Source organism: Bradyrhizobium xenonodulans, assembly GCF_027594865.1.
Lineage (GTDB): Bacteria > Pseudomonadota > Alphaproteobacteria > Rhizobiales > Xanthobacteraceae > Bradyrhizobium > Bradyrhizobium xenonodulans.
The window spans coordinates 7,829,179-7,848,050 of sequence record NZ_CP089391.1; the positions used below are offsets into that span (position 1 = coordinate 7,829,179).

An 18,872-nucleotide genomic window follows, 5' to 3' on the forward strand; every position below is an offset into this window, starting at 1 on the left:
GGCATTTTTCTTTCCTGTGCCTATAGCGGCTTGCATCCGCCGGGACATCCCCTTAATTCCACTTAGTGGAAATGTCCAAAGAGGCTGGATGTGGCGCAGGCGCGCAGATATGCAGGCGGAGTTGACGGCAACCGGTCGCTCGAAAGGGGTGTCGAGATCCTCCGGGCCTTCCGGCCCGGCGTCGACACGCTGGGCAACGGCGAGATTGCGGAGCGAACAGGATTGCCGCGATCGACGGTCAGCCGGCTGACGCGAACGCTGGTCAATTCCGGGATGCTCGACGAAGTGCGCAGCGAGCGGAACTATCGCCTTGCCGCGTCCGTCATCAGCATCGGGCATGCGATGCGGACGGGATCGCCCGTGCTCAACGCGATCGGAGCGATGATGCGGGCCGAGTCGGCGAAGCGCCGGCTCAACGTGGGGTTAGCGACCGCGGATAGAACCATGATGGTCTATCTCGAATCGATCCGCTACAGCCCCCGCGCGGCGCTGCGCAACGTGGTCGCCGGTCAGCAGGTGCCGATGGAGCTGACGTCGCTCGGCCGCGCTTATCTCGCCGGCATTGAAGCGGCCGAGCGCGAGCGATTGCTGAGACTGTTCAGACGGCGCAGCGCTGCGGCCACGAAGGCGCTGCTTGCGGACGTCAGGAGATCGATCAGCGCCGTCGAACGCGACGGCTATTGCGCGGTGTCGTGGCAGCCCGCCGTGCTTGCCGTCGCAACGCCCATCGTGCTGGAGGGGCTTCCGGTCTACGCACTCAACATGAGCCTGCAGAATGTCGATCGGTCCGACGCGCTGACGAGCGAGATGGGCGCGTACCTCAACGCCTTTGCGGCGAAGTGCAAGGAGGTGCTGGCGGGCCGGTGAAGACCGTTCTTTCGCCGTGGCGCTGTGATGCAGCAACCCATTGGGCGCACCCATCGGCAGGCTCGACTCAATGGCCCTCAATTTCGGCGCGAGCGCGATCGAACCGCCCCGCTGCGGCGTCCGGCGCCGAAATCCAGAACGTCAGATTGCCCCCATCCCACCAGCTTAGACGTGGCCCCCATTCATCCGAGTCCAGTTGCAACAACAGGATTGGCTCCTCCCCACTCATCGTGTCGCCCTGGACATCGTATGGCGGACCGAGCATGCGGTGGGAAATAGCTCGCCGTCTCTGTTGTCCGGGATGAGCGGCCGCTACCTCGTCGCCGTGTTTCCGTGCAATTTCCGGGTGCTGCAACAGGAGCGTGGCCAGCGCCATCCTCGATGCCATTGGACCACGACTGTCAAGATACAGTCCATAGCGGCTCACCTGTCGTGCCAGACGGTCGCCAGCTTCGACCACGCCGTGTACCGCTTCGCGCTGGTCGTCGAGAAGAAGCGTGTCCCGGCCCAAGGCAAGAAGCTGTGCCTTCAAAGAGACCGCCTCATCCCGCCAATGCGAATAGTCCGTTCTGAACGTGGCCCAGAAAGCCTCGGACAGGCAGTTGTCGACGTAAATCGGTCGCGGCTGTTGTGGAGGCACCCATCCACCCGGAAGTGGTTTCCCCTCGAAGTTCACATACTCCCGCGCTTGCCTCGTGAAGTGGTCTCGCATGCCATCAAATGGAATGATATTTTCACGCCAGTGATTTCGCGCAAAGTTGATATAGAGCGTCGCGTCTTCCACGCGGCGCGGGAGCGACGCCCTGTAGAAGTCGAAGGACGTCTCGATCCTATCGATCGCCGCGTCCGCGATCCCATCGCTTCCGATCTGCGCACCTCGCGCGACCACGGGACAGCGAGGGTGCAACTCGCCACGTGGCGCGTCGGTGTCACGGTATTCGGCCGCAACAGTTCGGCCGTGATTCAGCTCGTCCTGATTCCACCCCGCGTTTGGTGGTGGACGTCGGGGCTGCACGCCCCGCGCGCTGACAGGAGAATAGAGCACGCGCGCCGCCCCGGGGCCGAACTCCTCCAGCGGCACGTGGCTCTGTGACAATGCGAAGAAATAGAGTGTTCCTGCCGCTGGAAGCAGAGCACGTTGCGTCACATTCGGCAGCTCTGCCAAATCGATCTGCGCCAGAAAATCGAGAGCGACCCGACCGCCATCTGCGAGCACGATTTCTGGCCAGTCCATTTCTGCCGGCAAGTTCGGCCAGCCGCCGATCTGGCTGACGTGGCCTGGATCGGGAATTGCCGGCGGCCACACTCGCTCCAGCAGAACAACGTCGGCGGACATAACGGTAATGCTCCATGCCTGCATCGTGCACGAGACGCGCGATCAAACCTTAGGCGTGCGGAAGGCCATCGGATTTAATCCTTACCATCGACCAAATTCATACGCAACCTAAGCGGGCTCTCGCCTCACTCGTCTCCTGGATACGCCCACACAGCGCCGTTACAATTTTCCATAGACGCGTCCGGCGACCGCCTTCAGGCGCTCGACCGAGCCGGACTCGGGATGCGGCTTGACGGGCGCGAACAGGATCGAGGCCTGCCTGCCGTTCTTCCAGACATAGATGGTGACGGCGTTGCCGTTGCCCTTGGTGCAGGAATGCTCGCCGAACGCTTCGCTGCCGAGCTCGGGTATCGCCACGTGCTTGCAGGGACCTGCGCGTTTCATCATGCCGATGGCCGTATCGCGCGAGGTCGCGATCACCGCGACGGTCATGGCGTTGGCCTCGCGATCGAACATCATGCAGCTGCCCGCGCCGGTGCGCTGGACCTCGAGCGTGCTCTTGTCGAGAAAGCCATCGGCATCCGTGGCCGTGAGCCACTCGCAATTGCCGAACCGCTCGCTGCTCTTGCTCACGTTGGCGATGGCAACGCGCGCCGCATCTATGAGCGGCCTGAGCAGCGCCTCATCGGCACGCCGGCCGGTCGGATAGACGGTGACCTGCAGAATGTCATCGCCGGACAAAGCGACGACCGAGGCCTCCTGGCGCTCCGCGCCGGCGGCGGTCGTTCCGCCCTGGCCTTCGTCGCCGATGCCCGCGACCGCGTTGAGCGGCATGCGCTCGCCAAGCGTCTTGACGAAGGTCGCGTACAATTCCCTGGCGCGATCCTTGTCGGGATTGCGGAACACGGTCAGCATCATCGTGTCGCCGCGCCCGCCCCGGTAGATGCAGCCGCGCCCGTCCTGATTTGAAATCAGTGACCATTTGAGCGCCGGCATCGCGGCGGCGAGCTCCTTGGCACTGATGAACGGGCAGGTCTCGGCCGCGCGCGTCGGATGCACCGGGACGGCTGCGAATGCAAGGAACAGAGCGAGGCAGGAGAAGAGGCGATCGATCGTACGCATGGGACTACTTACTACCGCAAATGGCGCCAGGGCCGATGAAGATGGGCACTATAGTTTCGCCGTGGCGCTATGATGCCGCGGCCCGCCGCACGCTCCAATCGGCAAATGTGCGACTACCTGATTTTGCACACTGCCTCGTGTGCGGCTGTCTTCCCGATTTCCAGGGTGGTCCGGTTACCCCCGATAGCGGCCCACACGGTCGATTCCGAGATCGACGTGATGCGCCATCAACCGACTGGCGCTGCGCAGCAATGCCGGCGTTCCTCAGCGGCCCAGGCCCGCACCCGACGCCCACGCCAGCCTGCCGAAGCTGCCACCCCCTCAAATTATTTTTTGGGCCGCGACCCCGGCGCCGGGTTTGCGCCCTCTTGTCTGGATGAATGCGCCATAGCGGCGCGTCACGAACCGGAGCACAGAACCATGTGGTATAGGAAGAACGTTGGCGGGTGGGAGCGCGCGGCCAGGCTGATCGGCGGGGGCTTGATGCTCATCTGCGGCGTGGTTGCGCTGCACGCTTCGCCGCTCGGGCTACTGCTCAGCGGCGCGGGTGTGGTGACGCTGGTCACCGGCGTGTTCGGCTATTGCCCTGCCTGCGCCGTCGCCGGGCGCGAGCCACTGAAGGGATGACCGCCTTGGCGCGCGTATCAGACGATCTCTTTCTCGCGGCACAGTCGGGCGATCGGCACGCGCTCACACAGCTCTTGGTGGCGCTGCAGCCGGACATTCGGCGCTATGCCCGGCGCCTTTGCTACCGCGCCTCGGTCCTCGAAGATGTGGTGCAGGAAGCACTCATCGTCGTGTACCGGCGCGTGGGCACGATCCGCAGTCCAGCCGCACTCGCCGGCTGGCTGCTGACCGTCATCGCGCGCCTTTGCATGCTGCCGGCGCTGATGCTGATGCGCGGAGTCGAGGAGATCGCCAGCCTGGAAGAGTCACGCGAGCTCGCAAAGGTCCCGCCGGACGAGTTACGCATAGACTTGGTCAATGCGATCGAGTCGCTTTCGCCGTCGCATCGCGAAGTGCTGCTGCTGCGAGATCTCGAAGATCTGACGATTGGAGAAATCGCCGGGCGGCTCGACGTGACGCGCGAAGCGGCCAAAAGCCGCCTGCGCCGCGCCCGCACATTGGTGCGCGAATACCTGCTCGGCACGAAGGACAGCGGACGAGAGGGCACATGAATTACTTTCGTGGAGCCGGCATGTTCGGGAGCGCTTTCCTGGGCGCACACCTGATGCGCGGCGCAGCTGCGGCGGCGCTACTCGCTTGGGCCATCGTCCACCAGACCGCGCACCCCTGGCTATCCTTGGGCGCGGGCGTTGCCGCCCTCGTCGCGCTACGCGGATGCCCGATGTGCTGGACAGTGGGGCTGGTCGAGACGCTTTCGCAAGGCCGTCGCGATTCAACCGCTGAACGCGCTGACCGGACATCGCTGCACTAACAATGCGACAGGACCGGAAGGAGGTGCCATGCCGAAAACGATCGCGGTCTTGGGCTCTGCTCTGTTCTTCGTCGTCGCGCCCTTGGTGCTGGCGGGATTCATCCCATGGTGGACCACACATTGGGAGTTCCGGCCGGCTTTTTTCGGCTTTGAACTGACCCGCGCCATCGGACTTATGTTGATCATTGCCGGAGTGCCCGGAGTCGTGGATTCGTTCGCGCGGTTCGCACTGCAGGGGCTGGGAACGCCAGCCCCGATCGCGCCGACACAGAAGCTGGTGGTCACGGGTCTCTATCGCTACGTGCGAAATCCGATTTACGTCGGGGTCGCCGCTGTCATTCTTGGCCAAGCACTTTTATTCGGCGACCAGCGCCTCCTCTGGTATGCCGCGCTGCTGTGGCTCTTTTTCCACGTCTGGGTCCTGGTGGTCGAAGAACCAACCCTCAAGGAGACATTTGGCGCGCAGTACGAGGATTTCCGGGCCAATGTCCCGCGCTGGATTCCGCGGCTCACGCCCTGGCGAGCCGTAGGACGCCGGAATCATTCGTGACGCGGGCGCCACCACGGGAAGGGCGTGGTAGCGTGCCCTGTCGTAAGATGGCGCGCCCGGAACGATTCGAACGTCCGACCCTCAGATTCGTAGTCTGATGCTCTATCCAGCTGAGCTACGGGCGCGTTTTTCGCGAACAGTGCGAGCCTAGGCCCGCAGGCAGCCTCCGGACAGCGCCGGAGGGGTGCGAAAGAGCGCTCTGACTAACCGCTCTTGTCTCGATTGGCAAGGTCCGGGAGGGGGAGATTTTTCAGGGAAATGACAGTTTCCGGTGTCGGCCGCTGGCCGACTATTGTTTGAGCGTGATCTTTTCGGAAAACCGCTTCGCACTTTTCCGGATCATGCTCTATGCCCTCTGCCGCTCGTTGCGGATGGTGAGGAGTTCCACGGGGCGGTCGGGGATGACGATCCGGAAGGTGGCGCCGAGGGTGCCTTCGACCAGATGGATCTCGCCGCCATGGGCGCGGACCAGCTCGGCGGCGATGGCAAGGCCAAGCCCGCTGCCGCCGGGACGGCCGGAGGTCTGGAACGCCTCGAACAGATGCTCCCGGGTCTTCGGCGGCACGCCCGGGCCGGTGTCGGAGACCTCCACGATGGCGACGGCGCCTTCGCGCTTTCCGGTGATCCGGATCTGCTGCACGCCACTGTCGCCGGATGCGGCATGGCTTTCCAGCGCCTGGGCGGCGTTGCGGACGAGGTTGAGCAGCACGCGGAAGAGCTGGTCGGGATCGGCATCGACGGCGAGCCCGCGCTCGATCGCGGCGACCCAGGCGATCGAGGCGTCGCTGGCGAGGCCCGCGGTCTCGCGCACCTCCAGCACCACCGGCTCGATCAGGATCATGCGGCGGTCGGGTGCGGCCTCCTGGGCGCGGCCGTAGGACAGCGTCGACTGGCAGAAGGCGATGGCGCGCTCGAGCGAGCGCACCAACTTCGGCGCGAAGCGCTGCACCCGCGGATCCGGCACGCTGGCGAGCTGATCCGACAAAAGCTGGGCCGAGGCGAGCAGGTTGCGCAGATCGTGGTTGATCTTGGACACCGCAAGGCCAAGGGCGGCGAGCCGGCTCTTCTGATGCAGCATCGACATCAGATCGCGCTGCATGTCCGACAATTCGCGCTCGGCAACGCCGATTTCGTCGCTACGCTGGCTCGGCACGATGATCCCGGCCGAGCTCTCGGGGTTCTCGTGGAAGCCGACCAGGCTGGCGGTGAGCCGCCGCATCGGCCGCACGAACAGATAATGGAGCGCGAGATAGACGAGGCCCGCGGTCAAAACCGCGATGATCAGCGCGACGACCACGACGTTGCGGGAGAAGCGGTACATCGACTGGCGCAACGGCAGCTCGTCGGTCACGATCTCGATGAACTGGGCGTTGCCGACGCCGGGCCCGACGATACGGATGGCCTGGTTGCCGGTCTCCAGCATCATCCGGAACGAGCCGGTGATCGCTTCCCACACCGTCATGTCGCGCAGGTCGATGTCATGCTCGATGGCGGTGGGCAGGTTGTCGCTGGCGAGCAGCCGGCGCTGCTGCCCCATCTTGATGGCGACGGCGCGGGCGTTGATGCTCTTCAGGATTTCCCGCGACAGCGAATCCGGAACCATGCCGAGCGGGGCGGCGTCGAGCACCAGCGCGGCCGTGTTGGCCGCCGCGACGCGGTCGTTGAGCCGGTTGACCCAGAAGTTGGCGATGGCGGGCACATAGAGCAGGATTGCGGCAATCATCACCAGGGGCACGGTGAGCAGCAACAGCTTGCCAGACAGCCCAAGCCGGCGCGGACCACCGGGCCGCATCGCCGGCTGGCCCGGCTGATCCGGATCCTGGATCGGCTGGAGGTCTGTCGCTGCCACGAAATTCGCCCCTATCGGCTTTGTAATAGAGCCTAGCTGATGGAGGATGCGACCCGCCCGGGGACGGGTCAAATTACGGATCGCTAATCTCCCAAAGTGGGATGTAAGCGCAGATATCGCGAGTCGCCACCACAAGGGTTAAAAACCCCGCACAAACAGCGATATTCACCGGAATCGTGCCCTTGTGCGGCGTTGACGAAAAGAAGGCACTCCCTTATAAGCCGCGCAAATTGTCCGCGATGACCCGGTGTGACGCGCCGGGAGCGGCTCTCTTAGGGCCGAAAAAGCCCGTTTGGGCCGCATCTTCCGGACTTTATCATCAATTCTACAGGCAAATTGCCCGGTCAGCGGAGAAAAACCCGTGAAGCGGACTTATCAACCCAGCAAACTGGTGCGCAAGCGCCGTCACGGCTTCCGTGCCCGTCTCGCCACTGCCGGCGGCCGCAAGGTTCTCGCCGCCCGCCGCGCCCGCGGCCGCAAGCGTCTGAGCGCCTGAGCCGGACCCCCTTTTTGGGATTTCATCATGGATCGGCTGAGGCAGCGAGCGGATTTCCTCGCCGTTGCCAATGGCGCGCGGGTGAATAGTCCCGCGTTCGTCCTGCAAAGCCTTGACCGCCGAAGCCTTGGCCGCCAAAACCTTGGCCGCGACGACAGCGGCCCGATCCGGATCGGCTTCACCGTCACCAAAAAGAACGGCAACGCCCCCGAGCGCAATCGCATCCGGCGCCGGCTTCGCGAACTGGTGAAGCGGCTCGATCCGGTGTCGATGCAGCCCCATCATGATTACGTGCTGGTCGGCCGACGGGACGCGCTCTCGCGCGACTTCACGACCATGCTCGACGATCTGCGCATAGCGTTCACGAAGCCCGCGCGGCATACGCACAAGGGACGCGGCCCAAGAATCGATAGCCAAAGAATCGACGGCTCAAGGCCCGGCCCCGCTCCTGCGACCAGCCGCAAACCGGATTGATGACGAGAGAATGATGACCGACAATCGTAACACCATCCTCGCCGTCATTCTGTCCGGCCTGGTGCTGATCGCCTGGCAGTATTTCTACAACGTGCCGGCGATGGAGAAGCAGCGCGCCCAGCAGCAGGCGCAGGCCGAGCTCCAGAAGACCACGCCGCAGCCGACCGCGTCCGCGACGCCGGGCTCGACGCCGCAAGCCGGCGGCGCCGCTCAGCCGTCGACGCCGGCCACGAACCAGGCCCAGCCGGTCGTCGCCCGCGATACCGCCATTGCGGCCAGCCCGCGCGTCAAGATCGACACGCCGCGGCTGACCGGCAGCGTCTCGCTGAAGGGCGGCCGCATCGACGACCTCGCGCTGGTGCAGTACCGCGAGACGGTCGACCCGAAATCGCCCGCGATCGTGCTCTATTCGCCCTCGGGCACGGCTGAGCCTTATTACGCCGAGTTCGGCTGGGTGCCGGCAACCGGCGTGACGGCGAAGCTGCCGGACGCGCAGACCGTCTGGCAGCAGGACGGCAGCGGCAGCCTGACGCCGACGACGCCCGCGGTGCTGAAATGGGACAATGGCGAGGGCCTCACCTTCCGCCGCACCATTGCGGTCGACGACCACTACCTCTTCACCGTCAAGGACGAGGTGAGCAATGTCGGCAACACGCCGGTCACGCTCTATCCGTTCGCGCTGATCTCGCGTCACGGCACGCCGCAGGTCTCGGGCTACTACATCCTGCACGAAGGCCTGATCGGCTATCTCGATGGCTTGCAGGAATACGCCTACAAGAAGATCGACGAAACCAAGGCGGTCAACTTCAAGGCCACCAACGGCTGGCTCGGCATGACCGACAAGTACTGGGCCTCGGCGCTGCTGCCGGACACCAGTGCCACGCTTCAGGCGCGCTTCTCGTCGAACCCGGTCGGCAACGTCCACACCTACCAGACCGACTATCTGCTCGACCCCGTCACCGTCGCGATCGGCGGCAGTGCGACCACCAATGCGCGGCTGTTCGCCGGCGCCAAGGAAGCCGGTGTGGTCGGCGTGTTCCCGTTCGCCGGCCTCGGCGGCTACAACAAGGAGCTTGGCCTCAACCATTTCGATCTGTTGATCGACTGGGGCTGGTTCTACTTCATCACCAAGCCGATGTTCCTCGGCCTCGATTTCTTCTATCGCTTCTTCGGCAATTTCGGCATCTCGATCCTGCTCGTGACCGTCATCGTGAAGCTGCTGTTCTTCCCGCTGGCGAACAAGTCCTACGCCTCGATGGCGAAGATGAAGTCGGTCCAGCCGCAGCTTCAGGCGCTCAAGGAGCGCTATCCCGACGACAAGGTGAAGCAGCAGCAGGAGATGATGGAGATCTACCGCAAGGAGAAGATCAACCCGGTCGCCGGCTGTCTTCCCGTGGTGATCCAGATCCCGGTGTTCTTCTCGCTCTACAAGGTGCTGTTCGTCACCATCGAGATGCGGCACGCGCCGTTCTACGGCTGGATCAAGGACCTCTCGGCACCGGATCCGACCAATCTGTTCAACCTGTTCGGGCTGATCCCGTTCGATCCGACCACGATTCCCGTGTTCGGCCATTACCTCGCGCTCGGCATCTGGCCGATCATCATGGGCATCACGATGTGGTTCCAGATGAAGCTGAACCCGACGCCGCCGGATCCGACCCAGCAGCTCATCTTCAACTGGATGCCGCTGATCTTCACCTTCATGCTGGCGGGCTTCCCGGCGGGTCTCGTGATCTACTGGGCCTGGAACAACACGCTCTCGGTGCTCCAGCAGAGCTTCATCATGCGCCGCAACGGCGTGAAGGTGGAATTATTCGACAATCTCAAGGCGACGTTCGCGAAGAAGGCGACGTAGCGATACTTCGAGCTCATCCTGAGGAGCGGCCGCAAGGCTGCGTCTCGAAGATGGCCACGAGCACCGGGGCCTGCATGGTCCGAGACGGCGCTTACGCGCCTCCTCACCATGAGGGACTAACAAAGAGCTTCGCATGACCGACGACAAAGATGCGAAGCTGATCGAGGCCGGGCGAAAGCTGTTCGCGCGCGACTGGCAGTTCATCTGGGCCTCGCCCTCGATCCAGACGCTGCCGCCGATGGCGGGGCTGGAGATCGCCTTTGCCGGCCGCTCCAATGTCGGCAAGTCGAGCCTGATCAACGCGCTCACGGGCCGCAACGCGCTGGCGCGCACCTCGCACACGCCGGGCCGCACCCAGGAGCTGATCTTCTTCGAGGTCCCCGGGAAAGGCGACCTGCGCCTCGTCGACATGCCCGGCTATGGCTATGCCAAGGCGCCGAAAAGCCAGGTCGCGTCCTGGACCGAGCTGATCCACACATTCCTGCTGGGACGCGCCAGCCTCGCGCGCGTCTACGTGCTGGTCGACGCGCGGCATGGCCTCAAGGATGTCGACCTCGAGGTCCTCAAGACGCTCGACCGCTCCGCCGTCAGCTACCAGATCGTGCTGACCAAGGCCGACCAGGTGAAGGCGACCGAGCTGCAATCGCGCATCGCCGAGACCGAGGCCGCGCTGGCCAAGCACCCGGCCGCGTTCCCGAACGTGCTCGCGACCTCGTCGCGCAGCGCGACCGGTATGGAGAGCTTGCGCGCCGCGATGGCGAAGCTTTTGGAAGAGCGGAGCAAGTAATGGTGGCGTTCCGCCTATTGATCGGGCTTGCCGGTTTGATGGGCGCCGCCGGGGTCGCGCTGGCCGCCGCCTCCGCCCACGGCGCTGACGCGAGCCGGCTTGCCTCCGCGAGCGCCATGCTGCTGTTTCATGCAACTGCCATACTCGCACTTGCAGCGGTCGCCTTGCACGCGCGCGGCCTTCTGCATGGCGGAATTGGCCTCATCGCGGCGTTCGGCTTCGTGATCGGTGCCGCGCTGTTCGCGGGCGACCTCACCTTGCGGCAATATGCCGGACACTCGCTGTTTCCGTTCGCGGCGCCGACGGGTGGAACGGTGATGATCTTGGGCTGGCTGGCGGTGACGCTGGCGGCGATGGTGGCGCGGAAGTGACGCTTTCTCTTACCCTCCCCTGGAGGGGGAGAGTAAGAGCGAACACCACACTTTGCGCCCCGCGCGCCAATCGGATAGAACGCGCACCGACCGACCCGCCAGCGAGACCGTGACATGACCGACATCTCCCCGCTCGACCAGGCCCGCATCCTGTCCGAAGCGCTGCCGCACATGCAGCAGTATGACGAGGAAACCATCGTCATCAAATATGGCGGCCATGCCATGGGCGACGAGGAGACCGCGAAGAACTTTGCCCGCGACATCGTGCTGCTGGAGCAGACCGCGATCAATCCGGTCGTGGTGCATGGCGGCGGGCCGCAGATCGCGACCATGCTCAAGCGCCTCGGCATCGTCTCGGAGTTCGCAGCGGGCCTGCGCATCACCGACGCTGCGACCATCGAGATCGTCGAGATGGTGCTCGCCGGCTCCGTCAACAAGCAGATCGTCGGCTACATCAACGAGGCCGGCGGCAAGGCCGTGGGACTGTCGGGCAAGGACGGCAACATGGTGAAGGCGTCGAAGACGACGCGCACCATCATCGATCCGGACTCGCATATCGAAAAGGCGGTCGATCTCGGCTTCGTAGGCGACCCCGAGAAGGTCGATCTCACGCTGCTCAACCAGTTGATCGGCTATGAGCTGATCCCGGTGCTGGCGCCGCTCGCGACCTCCAAGGAAGGCCTGACGCTGAACGTCAACGCCGACACCTTTGCCGGTGCCGTCGCCGGCGCGCTGAAGGCAAAACGCCTGCTGCTGCTCACCGACGTGCCGGGCGTGCTGGACAAGTCCAAGAAGCTGATCCCGCAGCTCTCGGTGAAGGACGCGCGCAAACTGATCGCCGACGGAACCATCTCCGGCGGCATGATCCCGAAGGTCGAGACCTGCATCTACGCGCTCGAGCAGGGCGTGGAGGGTGTCGTCATCATCGACGGCAAGATGCAGCACGCGGTGCTGCTCGAGCTCTTCACCAACCAGGGCACGGGAACGCTGATCCACAAGTGATGAGCGCGCGGCCAGGAACAGAGCTGGGAGAGCGGCGGCCTCGCCGCTCGCCCCTCACGCGTTTCCTGATGACGCTGCCGGCCGCGGCCGTCTCATTTGTCTTCTCCTCCGCGCCCGCCTTCGCCGACCTCAAGATCTGCAACCGCATGTCCTATGTGGTCGAGGCCGCGATCGGCATCGACGACAAGGCGGCGACCGCGACGCGGGGCTGGTTCAGGATCGATCCCGCCACCTGCCGCGTGGTGGTGCAGGGCACGTTGATCGCCGACCGCATCCTGCTCAATGCCCGCGCGCTCGGCGTCTACGGCGCCTCGCCGATCCCGCAGAACGGCAGCGACATGCTGTGCGTGGCGCAGGACAATTTCGTCATCGCGGCCGCACGGCAGTGCCGCAGCGGCCAGACGCAAGTCGCCTTTACGCAAGTGACACCGACGCAAGGAGCGGACGGCAATTTGGTCTCCTATCTCGCCGAGGATTCGGAATATGACGATGAGCAGGCGCGCCTTGCCGGCATCCAGCGGCTACTGGTGATCGCGGGCTATGACGCCGCCCCAATCGACGGCGTCGACGGGCCGAAGACGCAGGCTGCGCTGGCCGCCTTCCTGAAGAGCCGCGGATTGCCGGCGGACATCGTGTCGTCGCCCAACTTCTTCAAGACCATGATCGACGCGGTGCAGACGCCGTCTGCGACCGGCCTGACCTGGTGCAACGACACACCGCACAAGGTGATGGCGGCGATCGCGACCGACGACGGCAAGTCCGTGACGAGCCGCGGCTGGTATCGCATCGATCCCAGGACCTGCCTGCATCCAGATGTGACCGGCCAGCCGAAACAGATCTTCAGCTTCGCGGAAGCCATCGACGCCGACAACCGCGTGATCAAGCTGAAGGACAGGCCGCTGAACTGGGGCGGCGACAAGCAGCTCTGCACACGCGAGACAAAATTCGAGACCGTTGAGCAGACCGATTGCGGCGCGCGCGGTTTCGGCGCGACGGGCTTTGGCGCGGTGGATATGAGCAGCGGCGGCAAGACGCTGCGGTTTGCGATGCCGTGATTGAGAGAGTGTTGATGAAATCTCCCCGCACCTTCGCCCATGTCGACACCTGGGTGTTCGACCTCGACAACACGCTTTATCCGCATCACGTCAATCTGTGGCAGCAGGTCGATGCGCGGATCGGGGAGTTCGTCTGCAACTGGCTGAACGTCAGCCCAGCGGAAGCGCGCAACATCCAGAAGGACTATTATCGGCGCTTCGGCACCACCATGCGCGGCATGATGACCCTGCATGGCGTCTCCGCCGACGACTACCTCGCCTATGTCCACAAGATCGACCATTCGCCGCTGGAGCCGAACCCGGCACTCGGTGCAGCGATCGCAAAACTGCCCGGGCGCAAGCTGATCCTGACCAACGGCTCGGTCGACCATGTCGACGCGGTGCTGGCGCGGCTCGGCTTTGCTGCGCATTTCGACGGCGTGTTCGACATCATCGCGGCCGGCTTCGAGCCGAAACCGGCGGAGCAGACCTACCGGAAATTCCTCGGCGACCATGCGGTCGATCCGGCCCGCGCCGCGATGTTCGAGGACCTCGCCCGCAACCTCACCGTCCCGCATGCGCTCGGCATGACCACCGTGCTGGTGGTGCCTGACGGCACCAAGGAGGTCGTGCGCGAGGACTGGGAACTGGAAGGTCGGGACGCCGCCCATGTCGACCACGTCACGGACGATCTGGCGGGGTTTTTGGCGGGATTGTCTCACCCCAAATAGCCGTCATACCCCGCGAAGGCGGGTATCCAGTAATCACCGCTATCGCGTTTCATCACCACCGCCGCGGCGTACTGGATCACCCGCTTTCGCGGGTGATGACAGCTGAGTATGCCTTGACTCCGTCCCGCCAAATCCCGAAAAAGCGCTCCAATCCATCAAAATTCCCGTCCTGAAGAGGAAATCCCGATGTCCCTGTCCGCCCTCGAATCCACTATCAACGGCGCCTTCGACGCGCGTGACGGCATCTCGACCACCACCAAGGGAGAGGTGCGCGAGGCCGTGGACCAGGCGCTGGAGATCCTGGACAAGGGCGAGGCCCGCGTCGCCGAGCGCGATGCGAGCGGCAAGTGGAAGGTCAATCAATGGCTGAAGAAGGCCGTGCTGCTGTCCTTCCGCCTCAACGACATGGGCGCCATTCCCGGCGGCCCCGGCAAGGCGACCTGGTGGGACAAGGTGCCCTCGAAGTTCGACGGCTGGGGCGAGAACCGCTTTCGCGATGCCGGTTTCCGCGCGGTCCCCGGCTCCATCGTGCGCCGCTCGGCCTTCATCGCCCGCAACGTCGTGCTGATGCCGTCCTTCGTCAATCTCGGCGCCTATGTCGATGAGAGCACCATGATCGACACCTGGTCGACGGTCGGCTCCTGCGCGCAGATCGGCAAGCGCGTGCACATCTCCGGCGGCGTCGGCATCGGCGGCGTGCTCGAGCCGCTCCAGGCCGAGCCCGTCATCGTCGAGGACGATTGCTTCATCGGCGCCCGCAGCGAAGTCGCCGAGGGCGTGATCGTGCGCAAGGGCGCGGTGCTGGCGATGGGCGTGTTCCTGGGCGCCTCGACCAAGATCGTCGATCGCGAGACCGGCGAGATCTTCATCGGCGAAGTGCCGGAATATTCGGTCGTCGTTCCCGGCGCGCTGCCCGGCAAGCCCATGAAGAACGGCCAGATCGGCCCGAGCACCGCCTGCGCCGTCATCGTCAAGCGCGTCGACGAGCGCACGCGCTCCAAGACCAGCATCAACGAGCTGCTGCGGGATTGAGATCAGTCTGCAGGATGTAATCCGTCACCCTGAGGTGGCCGCCCCTTCAGCGGCCCTCGAAGGGCGACGGCCCGGCTGGTAGCTGCATCCCGGCCGTTCATCCTTCGAGGCTCGCTACGCGAGCACCTCAGGATGACGGGTCCCATAGCCTTATCGAACCCACCCTCCCTCCATCGCGACCAATTTCCGGGCGGCCTGCACCGCCCGGAGCCTCGCGCATGGACTGGACCTGGTACCTCTTCCGCTTCGACGGCCGCATCAACCGCGCCTTGCTGTGGCAGGCGCTGCTGATCGTCATGCTGCTGGCCTGCATGCTCGGGATGATCGATCAGGCCATCAAGGTCTTGAACGGGGCCTCGACCTTCGCATTCAACCTCAAGCTCGACTTCGATTTCGGCATCGACGACATCTTCAACGCGGTCGATCCCCGGGCCTATCGTCTGCTGGCTTCCACCGACCGCGCGCCCCTCATCCTCAAAGTGCTGGGCACCTCGCTGTTTCTGTGGATCTACCTCGCAACCGCGATCAAGCGGCTGCACGATCGCGACCGGAGCGGCTGGTGGCTCGTCCCGTTCTTCGTCGTGCCCGCCCTGTTCGACCAATTCTCGGACCTGTTGCCTACCGAATCCAACTGGTTTGTTGCGCTCGCCTGGATCATCCATGTTCCGTGGTTTTGGGGCCTCGTCGAAATGTTCTGCATACCCGGCACCTCCGGTCACAACCGGTTTGGCCCCGACCCGCTGGCGGACATCGAGGGCAGCTCTGCCGCACCGACTGCGAAAAGCTGGGACCAGAGCAGCGAGCTCGAAATTGTCCCGCCCAGCGCTAGCCCACCCGGCGGCATGCATGTTAAGCGGGGCGCATGACCGATGCTCTCTCGATTGCCCGCGATCTGATCCGCTGTCCCTCGGTAACTCCTGAAGATGCCGGTGCACTGGGCGTGCTTGAAACAGCTCTGAACGCCGCCGGCTTCATTTGCCACCGCGTGACGTTCTCGGAGGCAGGCACCGCCGACGTCGACAATCTTTATGCGCGGATCGGCACTGAAGGTCCGCACATCACCTTTGCCGGCCACACCGACGTGGTGCCGGCAGGCGACGAGAGCGCCTGGAGCGTCGGCGCGTTCTCGGGCGAGGTGAAGGACGGCTTTCTGCACGGCCGCGGCGCGGTCGACATGAAGGGCGGCATCGCCTGCTCGGTCGCCGCCGTGCTGGAGCATCTCGCCGCGAATGGCGGCAAGCCACGCGCGGACGGAAAAGGTTCGATCTCGTTCCTGATCACCGGCGACGAGGAAGACGTTTCCATCAACGGCACGATCAAGCTGCTGAAGTGGGCCGCCGAGCGCGGCGAAAGATTCGATCATTGCGTGCTGGGCGAGCCCTCGAACGTCGAGACGCTCGGCGACACCATCAAGGTCGGCCGCCGCGGCTCGCAATCCGGCACGCTGTATGTCGACGGCGTGCAGGGCCATGTCGCCTACCCGCACCGCGCGTCCAACCCGGTGCCGGACATTTCGCGGCTGATCGTGGCGATCTCCGATGAGCCGCTCGACCATGGCAGCGCGCAGTTCCAGGCCTCCAACCTCGAATTCACTTCAGTGGACGTCGGCAACAAGGCGAGCAACGTCATCCCCGGCGAGGCCCGCGCCAAGTTCAACATCCGTTACAACGACAACCACACCCAGGCGAGCCTGCGCGAGTTGGTCGAGACGCGCCTTGCAAAAGCCTGCGGCAACCGCATCAAGGCCCGCATCGTCTGGGAGCCCTCGAACTCCAACGTGTTCCTGACCAAGCCCGGCCCGTTCACCGATCTCGCCGTCGCCGCGATCGAGGAGGTGACGGGCCGCAAGCCGGAGCTGTCGACATCAGGCGGCACCTCGGATGCGCGCTTCATCTCCAGTTATTGCCCGGTGATCGAGTTCGGCCTGGTCGGCCAGACGATGCACCAGGTGGACGAGCGGGTGCCGGTGACGGATCTGGAGAAATTGACGCGGGTGTATCGGGGAATACTGACGCGGTATTTTGGGTAGGGCGCTCCTGCCGCCACAAATAGCGCCGTCATCGCCCGCGAAGGCGGGCGATCCAGTATTCCAGAGACGGCAGTGATTGAACCGAGAGGCCGCGGCGTACTGGATGCCCCGCCTTCGCGGGGCATGACACCGAGGGCGGGTGAGAGTGCGGGCTCTCCGCGCCGTTACTCAACTTCAATAATCCACCTTCATCAGATACAGCCCATCCGGCGGCGCCACGATGCCGCACGCTGCGCGGTTGCGGGCCTCTAGCGCGGCGGAGAGATCGTCCGCGGTCCAGCGGCCCTCGCCGACCCAGACCAGCGAGCCCACCATCGACCGCACCTGGCTGTGCAGGAACGAGCGCGCCGAGGTGACAATCGTGATCTCGCGCCCGTCACGCGTCACGTCGAGCTGGTCGAGCGTCTTCTCCGGCGATTTGGCCTGGCATTCGGTGTCGCGGAAGGTCGTGAAATCGTGCCTGCCGAGCAGGCGTTGGGCCGCCGCATGCATCGCATCGGCGTCGAGCCGACGCGGCACGCGCCAGGCATGGCCGGCATCGAGCGCGAGATTGGCGCGGGTATTGACGACGCGGTAGCGATAGTGGCGCTTCACCGCCGAGAAGCGCGCCTCGAACGTATCGGGCACAATCTCGGCCTCGAGCACCGCGACCGGATGCGCGCGCAGATGCGCGTTGAGACCATCGCGAAAGCGGCCCTGCGGAAACTGCTTGTCGATGTCGACATGCGCGACCTGGCCGCGCGCATGCACGCCGGCATCGGTGCGGCCGGCGCCATGGACCCGCGCGTCCGTTCCGGTCATCGCCTTCACGGCCGCTTCCAGCGCGCCCTGCACCGAGGGCAGCGTCTCCTGCACCTGCCAGCCGAAGAACGGCGCGCCGTCATATTCGATGGTGAGCTTGTAGCGGGGCATCTCAATCCGGGTGGTGTCATCATCCGCGAAGGCGGATGATCCAGTACTCCGAGACATCTCTATTCAGCCGAGAAGCCTCGGCGTACTGGATACCCCGCCTTCGCGGGGTATGACAGCGTCAGGTGAATTTGGCGCCTGCTTTCAGCGGTACGCCGCGCAAAAAGTCCGCGGCCTGCATCCGGCCCTTGCCTTCGCGCTGGAGCTCGATGATGCGGATGGCGCCGTCGCCACAGGCGATGGTGAGGAGATCGTCGAGCACCTCGCCCGGCGCACCCGAGCCTTTCGCGAGCTCACAGCGCAGGATTTTGACGCGCGCACTCTCGAGCTCGACCCAGGCGCCGGGGAACGGCGACAGGCCATGGATGTGGCGCAGCACGGCGCGCGCCGGTTTGGTCCAGTCGATCCGCGCTTCGGCCTTGTCGATCTTGGCAGCGTAAGTGACGCCGTCCTCGCTCTGCTTCTTGAGCTGGAGCCCGCCGCGGGCGAGCGCGGCCATGGCGCGCACCATCAGATCGGCGCCGAGGCGGGAGAGGCGATCGTGCAGGTCGACGGCGGTCATCGTGTCGGTGATCGGAAGGCGCTCGGCCATGGCGACATCGCCGGTGTCCAGGCCGACGTCCATCTTCATCACCATCACGCCACTCTCGGCATCGCCGGCCATGATCGCGCGATTGATCGGCGCCGCACCCCGCCAGCGCGGCAAGAGCGAAGCATGCAGATTGTAGCAGCCGAGCTTCGGCGCATCGAGGATCGCCTGCGGCAGAATCATGCCATAGGCAACGACGACGGCCGCATCGGCGTCGAAGGCGCTGAACTCGTCGCGCGCTTCCGGTGTCTTCAGCGTCTTCGGCGTCAGCACGGGAATGCCGAGTCTTCGCGCGGCCTCCTCGACCGGGGTCGGCTGCAATTGCAGGCCGCGCCGCCCGCCAGGCTTCGGCGCGCGGGTGTAGACGGCGACGATCTCGTGGCCATGCGCGACCAGCTCGAGCAGCGTCGGCACGGAGAAATCGGGCGTGCCCATGAAGATCAGGCGGAGGGGCATCAACG

20 protein-coding genes and 1 tRNA gene are annotated in these 18,872 nt (G+C 64.8%); 15 read left to right on the plus strand and 6 right to left on the minus strand.

Going from position 1 to position 18,872, the window contains the following annotated elements:
* The first annotated feature begins 90 nt into the window (after positions 1–90).
* The gene (locus I3J27_RS36960; RefSeq protein ID WP_270163729.1) at positions 91–867 is read left to right on the plus strand and encodes an IclR family transcriptional regulator; all 777 of its coding nucleotides are present in this window, start codon (positions 91–93) and stop codon (positions 865–867) included.
* A 67-nt stretch (positions 868–934) separates the two neighbouring features.
* Here I3J27_RS36960 and I3J27_RS36965 read toward each other — a convergent pair whose 3' ends face one another.
* Both I3J27_RS36965 and I3J27_RS36970 read right to left on the minus strand, forming a co-directional pair.
* Entirely contained in the window at positions 935–2,203 is a 1,269-nt protein-coding gene (locus I3J27_RS36965; RefSeq protein WP_270163730.1) for a DUF1963 domain-containing protein, read from the minus strand.
* Between the two features lie 159 nt (positions 2,204–2,362).
* Positions 2,363–3,265 (minus strand): hypothetical protein, encoded by a 903-nt coding sequence (locus I3J27_RS36970; protein ID WP_270163731.1) that lies wholly within the window; start codon positions 3,263–3,265, stop codon positions 2,363–2,365.
* Positions 3,266–3,685: 420 nt separating this feature from the next.
* Between I3J27_RS36970 and I3J27_RS36975 the strand changes: the two genes are divergently transcribed.
* The 3 genes from I3J27_RS36975 to I3J27_RS36985 all read left to right on the plus strand — a co-directional run bounded on the left by I3J27_RS36975 (position 3,686) and on the right by I3J27_RS36985 (position 5,253).
* A complete protein-coding gene (locus I3J27_RS36975) occupies positions 3,686–3,892 on the plus strand; it encodes a YgaP family membrane protein (protein ID WP_027558682.1) in 207 nt (68 codons plus the stop codon).
* Entirely contained in the window at positions 3,889–4,443 is a 555-nt protein-coding gene (locus I3J27_RS36980) for an RNA polymerase sigma factor (RefSeq protein WP_270163732.1), read from the plus strand. Before I3J27_RS36975 ends, I3J27_RS36980 begins: the two co-directional genes overlap by 4 nt.
* A 288-nt stretch (positions 4,444–4,731) precedes the next feature.
* Positions 4,732–5,253: a methyltransferase family protein gene (locus tag I3J27_RS36985; RefSeq protein ID WP_270163733.1), complete on the plus strand. Its 522-nt coding sequence runs from the start codon at positions 4,732–4,734 to the stop codon at positions 5,251–5,253.
* Between the two features lie 48 nt (positions 5,254–5,301).
* Here I3J27_RS36985 and I3J27_RS36990 read toward each other — a convergent pair.
* Positions 5,302–5,378: transfer RNA gene (locus tag I3J27_RS36990), tRNA-Arg, on the minus strand.
* Positions 5,379–5,599: 221 nt separating this feature from the next.
* Positions 5,600–7,102, minus strand: a complete 1,503-nt coding sequence (locus I3J27_RS36995) for an ATP-binding protein (RefSeq protein WP_270163734.1) — start codon at positions 7,100–7,102, stop codon at positions 5,600–5,602.
* Positions 7,103–7,463: 361 nt separating this feature from the next.
* Here I3J27_RS36995 and rpmH point away from each other — a divergent pair, with 361 nt between their 5' ends.
* The 11 genes from rpmH to dapE all read left to right on the plus strand — a co-directional run bounded on the left by rpmH (position 7,464) and on the right by dapE (position 16,913).
* Complete coding sequence (rpmH, locus tag I3J27_RS37000; RefSeq protein WP_008542748.1) at positions 7,464–7,598, plus strand: 50S ribosomal protein L34; 135 nt, start codon at positions 7,464–7,466, stop codon at positions 7,596–7,598.
* 27 nt (positions 7,599–7,625) lie between these two features.
* On the plus strand, positions 7,626–8,072 hold the full coding sequence (gene rnpA, locus I3J27_RS37005) for a ribonuclease P protein component (protein WP_270163735.1): 447 nt from the start codon (positions 7,626–7,628) through the stop codon (positions 8,070–8,072).
* Positions 8,073–8,085: 13 nt separating this feature from the next.
* On the plus strand, positions 8,086–9,927 hold the full coding sequence (gene yidC / locus I3J27_RS37010) for a membrane protein insertase YidC (protein WP_270163736.1): 1,842 nt from the start codon (positions 8,086–8,088) through the stop codon (positions 9,925–9,927).
* A 133-nt stretch (positions 9,928–10,060) separates the two neighbouring features.
* Positions 10,061–10,714, plus strand: a complete 654-nt coding sequence (gene yihA, locus I3J27_RS37015) for a ribosome biogenesis GTP-binding protein YihA/YsxC (protein WP_270163737.1) — start codon at positions 10,061–10,063, stop codon at positions 10,712–10,714.
* Positions 10,714–11,085: a DUF423 domain-containing protein gene (locus I3J27_RS37020; protein WP_270163738.1), complete on the plus strand. Its 372-nt coding sequence runs from the start codon at positions 10,714–10,716 to the stop codon at positions 11,083–11,085. The genes yihA and I3J27_RS37020 overlap by 1 nt, the downstream gene beginning before the upstream one ends.
* Positions 11,086–11,199: 114 nt before the next feature.
* Positions 11,200–12,087, plus strand: coding sequence for an acetylglutamate kinase (argB, locus tag I3J27_RS37025; protein ID WP_270163739.1), 888 nt, complete (start codon positions 11,200–11,202; stop codon positions 12,085–12,087).
* A gap of 68 nt (positions 12,088–12,155) precedes the next feature.
* Positions 12,156–13,142: a DUF1036 domain-containing protein gene (locus I3J27_RS37030; RefSeq protein ID WP_306417045.1), complete on the plus strand. Its 987-nt coding sequence runs from the start codon at positions 12,156–12,158 to the stop codon at positions 13,140–13,142.
* Between the two features lie 14 nt (positions 13,143–13,156).
* Positions 13,157–13,852 carry a pyrimidine 5'-nucleotidase gene (locus I3J27_RS37035; protein ID WP_270163741.1) on the plus strand — a complete coding sequence of 232 codons (696 nt, stop codon included), beginning with the start codon at positions 13,157–13,159 and terminating at the stop codon, positions 13,850–13,852.
* 186 nt (positions 13,853–14,038) lie between these two features.
* Positions 14,039–14,884 (plus strand): 2,3,4,5-tetrahydropyridine-2,6-dicarboxylate N-succinyltransferase, encoded by an 846-nt coding sequence (gene dapD / locus I3J27_RS37040; protein WP_270163742.1) that lies wholly within the window; start codon positions 14,039–14,041, stop codon positions 14,882–14,884.
* A gap of 218 nt (positions 14,885–15,102) precedes the next feature.
* Entirely contained in the window at positions 15,103–15,750 is a 648-nt protein-coding gene (locus tag I3J27_RS37045) for a DUF805 domain-containing protein (protein ID WP_270163743.1), read from the plus strand.
* Complete coding sequence (gene dapE / locus I3J27_RS37050) at positions 15,747–16,913, plus strand: succinyl-diaminopimelate desuccinylase (RefSeq protein ID WP_270163744.1); 1,167 nt, start codon at positions 15,747–15,749, stop codon at positions 16,911–16,913. Before I3J27_RS37045 ends, dapE begins: the two co-directional genes overlap by 4 nt.
* Before the next feature lie 174 nt (positions 16,914–17,087).
* Here dapE and truA read toward each other — a convergent pair whose 3' ends face one another.
* Positions 17,088–17,825, minus strand: coding sequence for a tRNA pseudouridine(38-40) synthase TruA (gene truA / locus I3J27_RS37055; RefSeq protein ID WP_270163745.1), 738 nt, complete (start codon positions 17,823–17,825; stop codon positions 17,088–17,090).
* A 118-nt stretch (positions 17,826–17,943) separates the two neighbouring features.
* Positions 17,944–18,867, minus strand: coding sequence for a methionyl-tRNA formyltransferase (gene fmt, locus I3J27_RS37060; RefSeq protein WP_270163746.1), 924 nt, complete (start codon positions 18,865–18,867; stop codon positions 17,944–17,946).
* Positions 18,868–18,872 lie beyond the last annotated feature (5 nt).